This is a genomic window from Collinsella sp. Sow4_E3 (assembly GCF_052116285.1).
GTDB lineage: Bacteria > Actinomycetota > Coriobacteriia > Coriobacteriales > Coriobacteriaceae > Collinsella.
Genome location: NZ_JBQKLJ010000019.1, coordinates 21354 through 27847, shown reverse-complemented (window position 1 = coordinate 27847; position 6494 = coordinate 21354). Strand labels below are relative to the sequence as shown.

Annotated in this window: 7 protein-coding genes; all 7 read right to left on the bottom strand. The window is 55.6% G+C overall.

What is annotated here, in order from left to right; genetic code table 11:
- Nucleotides 1-366: 366 nt before the first annotated feature.
- A complete protein-coding gene (locus ACTQ48_RS09690) occupies nt 367-999 on the bottom strand; it encodes a helix-turn-helix transcriptional regulator (RefSeq protein WP_441057876.1) in 633 nt (210 codons plus the stop codon).
- Nucleotides 1000-1030: 31 nt separating this feature from the next.
- Nucleotides 1031-1714, bottom strand: coding sequence for a DUF3990 domain-containing protein (locus tag ACTQ48_RS09685; RefSeq protein ID WP_427748370.1), 684 nt, complete (start codon nt 1712-1714; stop codon nt 1031-1033).
- A gap of 101 nt (nt 1715-1815) precedes the next feature.
- Nucleotides 1816-2406, bottom strand: coding sequence for a ribosome biogenesis GTP-binding protein YihA/YsxC (gene yihA / locus ACTQ48_RS09680; protein ID WP_055252447.1), 591 nt, complete (start codon nt 2404-2406; stop codon nt 1816-1818).
- Between the two features lie 42 nt (nt 2407-2448).
- Complete coding sequence (gene mtnN, locus ACTQ48_RS09675) at nt 2449-3186, bottom strand: 5'-methylthioadenosine/S-adenosylhomocysteine nucleosidase (RefSeq protein WP_441570760.1); 738 nt, start codon at nt 3184-3186, stop codon at nt 2449-2451.
- Between the two features lie 79 nt (nt 3187-3265).
- The gene (locus ACTQ48_RS09670; protein WP_441570759.1) at nt 3266-4384 is read right to left on the bottom strand and encodes a serine hydrolase; all 1119 of its coding nucleotides are present in this window, start codon (nt 4382-4384) and stop codon (nt 3266-3268) included.
- Nucleotides 4385-4611: 227 nt separating this feature from the next.
- A complete protein-coding gene (pflA, locus tag ACTQ48_RS09665; RefSeq protein ID WP_441570757.1) occupies nt 4612-5430 on the bottom strand; it encodes a pyruvate formate-lyase-activating protein in 819 nt (272 codons plus the stop codon).
- A gap of 186 nt (nt 5431-5616) precedes the next feature.
- Complete coding sequence (locus ACTQ48_RS09660) at nt 5617-6471, bottom strand: DegV family protein (RefSeq protein WP_427748366.1); 855 nt, start codon at nt 6469-6471, stop codon at nt 5617-5619.
- Nucleotides 6472-6494 lie beyond the last annotated feature (23 nt).

The following is a 6494-nucleotide window of genomic DNA, read 5'->3' as shown; positions in this document are numbered from 1 at the left end:
GTGGGGGCTGCCCGTCAAAACGTCGTGTATCTTGATTGCCCCGGTCGTGCCGTGCGCGCGCGGGGGCAATTCGATCTGCGGATTGTTTTCAGGGGAAGCCCCAAGGAGACCTACGCGACCTCGACAGGATAATCGCATTCGCTGATTTAATATTGCGCTCCTTCGGAGCTGCGGATAAGCGGGCCTCGTGCTGCGGAATGTTTTTAAGGGGATGCCCCCGGGTGGCCCTATGGCAACGTGGCTAGCGATGTCTATAGGGACCCACGCTTTGAAGGGGCGCCGGGCTGAAATTATGGCCCTTTATTGATAGGGGCTCTTGCTAGGCTGGAGCACTTACTAGTGACAGGCTTCGACTATGTGCTTGGCTTAGGCTGCGCTGGGTTCCTTGTATTCGAAGACTGGTTCTAGGAGGTCTTCGATGTTGCAGTGGAGGGCTTTTGCTATGGCTCTTACGCTTGTTACCGAAGCTTCATTGATGTTTCTCTGGCGCTGCTCGTACATTTGGATTGAGCGGAGTGACACACCCGATTCGTATGCTAGGTCTTGTTGGGTTTTCTTAAGCTTCTTTCTTGCTAACGCAAGTTTGGTTTGCCTGGACGCTTTTTTCGCCATATCGCAGACGAGGCGAGCCACTCGTTCCTCCGATGCTTCGTGCCAGGGGTAATACAGACTGCGCAGCACATCAAATGGAACGACATGCAGCAAATCTTCGAAAGACTCTCCTAGGCGCCACTGCAGGTATGCCAGCATCCAGCCCGCCCAATATTCCGGCGTCTTCTCAAATCGATAGGTGCAGTCCGGTATAGGCCTGTTTTGATAGCCCGACCTTTCAGCGATAAGCGCGAACAGCTCAACACCCGATTTTCCCGACACTACCCATGCGTTGCCGCGTTCAAACTCGCGAGCAACCCCGCTCAGGCAAAAGAGTTCAGCAACTTCAGATCCTTCTGCTCCATAGTCATTGACGGCATAGTCGAAGCAGTCGCCGAGGTTGTTCATTGCGTCCTCGAGGTAGTAGACGGGATATGTCCTACTCGGTCCACGATCTGTTAACTCTTGGATCATTTAAATCAACCCTCCCTGCCATTAAATCCCTAATGTCGATACCTTCGGAATCGAACCCATTGACCGTATCCAAGTATTTGCGTCGAGCATTCTGCTCTCGCTCAAAACGCTTGGGATAAAACTCAGACCCCGAAGCCCGCTTCCAATCGCAGAATCTAATCATCGAAAATGCGCGCTCGCTCATAAGGGCATATTGGATACCCAAATCACCCAAGCACATGATACGTTGCAGCTGTCTGAGCGATATCATGCCGCTGACAAACTGTCTTGCAAACGAAAAATAGGAGTCGTCAGCACGATAGCCTCGAATAACGTCATAAGGAGATGTATCAATTAAGCAGTTATCAAGTAGATAGCGAAGCCCTTCACGCGCCAATGGCGTCGAAACATTGAACTCTCTGTTATTCGCCAGAATTGCAAGCCAATTGAGGATTGAAAACTCCCCAGACTCCAAATCCAAGACCGAAAGGCCATCTAAATCAAGCTCATATCGATTGGCAACGCCATCAGACTCGGTCCGGCATGCCCATTCCATCGCCATTTCCTCATGTGACGTGCAATAAAACCCGCGCCCATAGTCATTGAATTGTCTGCATTTATCCAACGACGGACGTTCGACAACAACCTCCGACCCGTGCCAAAGCTCCATATCGACCTCCAAACAAAAATATCACCCCAGTGATAGTGTACCAACAACTATCACTGGGGTGATATAGATAGATGCAAACTATTGTCTGCCAAGAGCCCCTACTAGAGGCAGGCCTCGGCAATGCGGCGCTTGAGCTCGTCGATGCCGGTACCGGTCTGGGAGCTTGTGATGATTACGTTTTCGGCCGGGACGTTGAGTTGCTTTTTGATGGCTGCCGCTTGGCGGGCCTGCTGGGTGCGGCTGAGTTTGTCGGCCTTGGTGAGGCAGACGATAAAGTTGAACTCGTTGCCCTGCAGGTAGTCGATCATGTCATGGTCGAGCTTGCTGGGGTCATGGCGAATGTCCACCAGCGACACAACCAGGTTAAAGCTGCGCTCGGAGTCGAAGAAGTCGCCGATGAGCTCGGCCCAGCGGTCGCGCTCGGCCTTGGAACGACGGGCGAAACCGTAGCCCGGCAGGTCCACAAAGTGCACGTCGTCGGCCTCGAAGAAATTGATATTGCTCGTCTTGCCCGGCGTGCTCGAAACCTTGACCAGGTTCTTGCGGCCAAAGAGCTTGTTCATGATGGACGACTTGCCCACATTGGAGCGGCCCACAAAGCTCACCTCGGGACAGGTGGACTCGGGGATCTGCGAAACCTTGCCGTAGCTGGCGACGAACTTGGCAAGCTGGTAGTTAATGGAATCGGCCATGGATACTCCTTGGTCGTAGGTTCTTACAATAGGGATGCACGATTACGCAGCGGCGATGCAGCGGACGATATCGAGTGTAATGCCGCTCGCGGTGCGGGCGTACTCGTCCAAATCGAACTCTCGCTCGCAAAACGCGTCATATGCCTCGTCACAATTATCGCTGATAGCACGCAGCACCAGACAATCGACACCGTTCTTGGCTGCAATATGGGCAATCGCAGCACCTTCCATCTCAACGCAATCGGCATGCGTCGCCTCGATGGCGGCGCTGCGCATGGCGTCGCCCGTTACAAAGCGGTCGCCTGTAGCGATAGTGCCAACCAGGAACTGTTTAGGGTCCTTCTCCGCAGCGGAATCAGAAGCGTAAGCATCGATAAACCCATGTTCGGCAAGCACGGTGGTGGCGATGTCAACTAGAGCCGGTGTCGAGGCAAACTCCTCAAGCTCCGGCGCCGACTCGGCGATGAGCGCCGTGTCGGTATCCAGATAGCGCAGGCACTTGCCAATAACCACGTCATTGATATGGAGTTTGGAGTTTAAGCCACCCGCAATGCCCGAAAACACAACGGCCTGCGGAGCATATTTGCTGATGAGATGCTGTGTTGCACCAGCGGCGTTTACGGTTCCCATGCCAGCGGTCGTGGCGACCACTGACAGACCGTTGAGCTCGCCGCTTACAACGCTCAAGCCTGCCTCTTGCGACACATGGGCACCGTTCAGTTCTTCTTTAATCTGCGCAACCTCTTTTTCGAGTGCACCGATGATTGCGATGGTAGGCATACCATCCCCCAAACCTGTGAAAACTGTTTATCCACGGTATGGTACCAGCATTTTGACTCAACCGCGCAATACGAAGCCGTTAGGCCAGCGCAGCGCGGGTATCGTAGAGCGCCTTGGCGATGGCGGCCACGGCCTCACTCGAACGGTCACTCCACGGCATCGACGTCATGATGCTCATAATGTAGGTGTCGCCATCGACATCGATGAGGCCAGCATCGCACGTCGCATTGCAACCTGCCTCGCTGATCCAACCGGCCTTGTTACGCACCATGGCATGGTCGTCCGCAATGCCGTCACGGATAAAGGACCGGGTCGTAGAGGCCAGAAGGCCCGACAGCCATTGCGACGTCTCGCTCTCACGGATCAAATACTCGCTCATCTCGCGCCACAACTTGGCCGAGGTGCGCGGGCAGTAGGTTGGGAAATCGCTCATTGGATCGAGCGCGACCTCGTCTTCGACGCCGAGTGCGGCAATCCAATCCTCGTAGCCATCTTGATCAAACGTTGCACGCAACGCGACAAACGAGTCGTTATCCGAGTTGACGACCGAGGTCTCGATCAGGTCGCGAAACGTCAGCCAGCCCATACTGTAGCCGCCATAGGTGCCCAGAGCATCATCGAGCGATACTTGCCCTGTCTCGACCAGTAACTCGCAGACGTAGAGTACATAGAGCGCCTTGTAGCTGCTCGCACCGTACACCTCGGCGTCCGCGTTATACGTCACGCCCTTGCCGCTCGACAGATTGTAAAACACCACGCCCACGTCGCCCAATTCCTGGGCCTGATCAAGGGTATCTTGGAGCGCGGCGAGGCTCTCATCCTCCAGGGCGGGGATCTGGTCATCAACCAGTGAGAAGGTCTGCACGGTATCGCCTGAGGGAATATCGTTAAAGTCCGCCTTCGAAAGCCTCGTCTTGAGGCTCGCTGTCGACAGGGTTTGATTTGCGGTGGCTTTAGATTTAGAGACCTTTTTGTTTTGCGTCTGTACCGTTGACGCATCTGAGTGTGCCGTTCGCTCCGACGCGTAGGTTTTAGCGGTAATTCCGAGGATAATAACCGCCAACGTTAACATCCCAACGGCGGCAATCTTCGTCACGCGGATGCGAGCGTCGGCAAGGCCACGCGAAGACGTGCCCTTCGTCTCATATCTGCTGCTATGCTGCGGCACATGCTCGTCCCGCGATGCGTCGTTTCGCACGTGGTCTCCTGGCTGCTCCCGTTCATATACGAGCAGCATAATACCGAGCAGGCATTTCTTTCCAAAGATATTCAGAAGCGTTTAAGGTGTCTTTAAAGAAACCACAAGCGTATTTATCCAAATGGCACGATTCTGTTGCGCATCTCACCGCAACCCAGAGAGCAGTCTTTTTAGGACGGGGCTCTTTTAGCTACTTCTCCACCCTACCGGCCCCAAATGAGCTACCCCTAGCCGATAGCGTTTTTGAGGTCCGCGCGGCGCTTTTTCATGCCCGTCATGACGGCGTTGCGCAGCTCGGGCATGCGCGCGGTATCCATCTGTGGAACGCCCTCGAGCTTATAGGGAATCCCCAGCTGCTCATACTTGACGACGCCCATCGTGTGATACGGCAGCATTTCCAGGCCCACCACGTTATGCCACGGGGCAATCAGACGACCGAGTGCCTCGCACTCCTCTGCCGTGTCGGTAATGCCCGGTACTACCACGTGACGGATAACGACCTTGATCCTGCGACGCGCCAGCTCATCGCCAAACGCCAGGATGCGCGCAGAATCGCAACCGGTCAGCTTTTTATGCTCGACGGGATCGGCGTGTTTAATGTCGAGCAGCACCATATCGGTCTCGTTGAGTACGGCATCGAACTTCTCGGGATGCGCGGGGTCGAACGCATAGCCGCAACTATCCAAGCAGGTATGTACGCGACCATCGGGGTTGTTGTGCATTGCGCGGAACAGGTCGGCCAAGAACTCAGGCTGCAGGAGCGGCTCGCCGCCGGATACCGTAATACCACCGCTGCGGTAAAACTCATGGTTGCTCTGGAACTCGTCTATCAGGTGCTCGACGGTCACCATGGTGCCGCCGTTAACCGACCAGGTATCGGGGTTGTGACAATACGCACAGCGCATGGGGCAGCCCTGAACAAACACCACAAAGCGGATGCCGGGTCCATCGACCGTTCCCATCGTCTCGATCGAATGCACGCGGCCCAGGGCAAACGCGGAGTCCTCAGGACGAGCGTCCATACCCTCGAGCTTCATCTCAGCCATTCCCGCTACCTTGCCTCTCATTGGTTTTAGCTACATAAATGCCAGAGTCATTCTAGCCTATATGCTTGATGGCGAAACGGTTTAGCGGTCAATTGGATTGTCCTATTTGGCCCCATGCAAAAGCGGCGGGAAGGTTGTCGCAACCCGCCCGCCGCCGAGGCAATAGAAATCGATAGACGCCAGGCGTTACGCCTTGAGCGTGAGCACCGCGCCGAAGGCGGTCGGGCCGCAATGGCTCGAGATGACGCCGCCGACCTGAGTCCAGGTAACGTCCTTAAAGCCCAGGTCGTGTGCATAGACTTCCATGTCGTCGCGCAGCTCCTCGGAAAGGCCTACCGAATACGCCAGGCCAATGTGCGAGTAGTCAATTTCGCCCTTCGCAACCATGTGGTCAATAAAGGCGCGGGCGCACTTGAGCATAGAGCCGCGGAACTTCTTGGTCGCCACGAACTTGCCGCCCGTTACCTCAATGCAGGGCTTAATCTTGAGCAGATGGGCACCTAGGAACGCCACGTTGGACAAGCGACCGCCCGCCTTAAGGAAGGCAAGGTCGGTAGGAACAAAGCCCAGCAACACGCGGTCCATAACGGAGTTCGTAAAAGCAAAGATCTCGTCGACGGTGGCATCGGGATGAGCCTCGATGTATTTGGCGGTCTCGACGACAACAAGCGACTGGCCCACCGAGACAAAACGCGTGTCCATGGAGAACACGTAGTCGCGCCCCTCTGCCGCGATCTTCGAGGACTGATGCGAACAGGTCGTGGCCTCGGAATACGCAAGATGCAAAATGGTCGCGTCGGGCTGCTCGGCGTGAATGCGGTCGTACACGCGAGAGAAATCTGCCGGCGCGCAGCCGCTGGTCTTGGGCATCACGCCAAACTCGTTGCAGCGCGAATAGATCTCGAGCGGATCGATCGAGCCGTCCTCGACGGTCTCGTCACCAATCGTGACATGCATGGGCACACGCACGATGCCGTAGCGTTCGCAGAGCTCTGGCGTCACATCCGAACCAGATTCAACCACGATTACGTACTTGCCCATTCTTATCACGACCCATCTCGACG

Bases quoted from the DNA above. Each gene is read 5' to 3' on its own strand.
- yihA (WP_055252447.1), bottom strand. From the start codon at position 2,406: ATGGCCGATTCCATTAACTACCAGCTTGCCAAGTTCGTCGCCAGCTAC.
- ACTQ48_RS09690 (WP_441057876.1), bottom strand. From the start codon at position 999: ATGAACAACCTCGGCGACTGCTTCGACTATGCCGTCAATGACTATGGA.
- ACTQ48_RS09685 (WP_427748370.1), bottom strand. From the start codon at position 1,714: ATGGAGCTTTGGCACGGGTCGGAGGTTGTTGTCGAACGTCCGTCGTTG.
- mtnN (WP_441570760.1), bottom strand. From the start codon at position 3,186: ATGCCTACCATCGCAATCATCGGTGCACTCGAAAAAGAGGTTGCGCAG.
- pflA (WP_441570757.1), bottom strand. From the start codon at position 5,430: ATGGCTGAGATGAAGCTCGAGGGTATGGACGCTCGTCCTGAGGACTCC.
- ACTQ48_RS09660 (WP_427748366.1), bottom strand. From the start codon at position 6,471: ATGGGCAAGTACGTAATCGTGGTTGAATCTGGTTCGGATGTGACGCCA.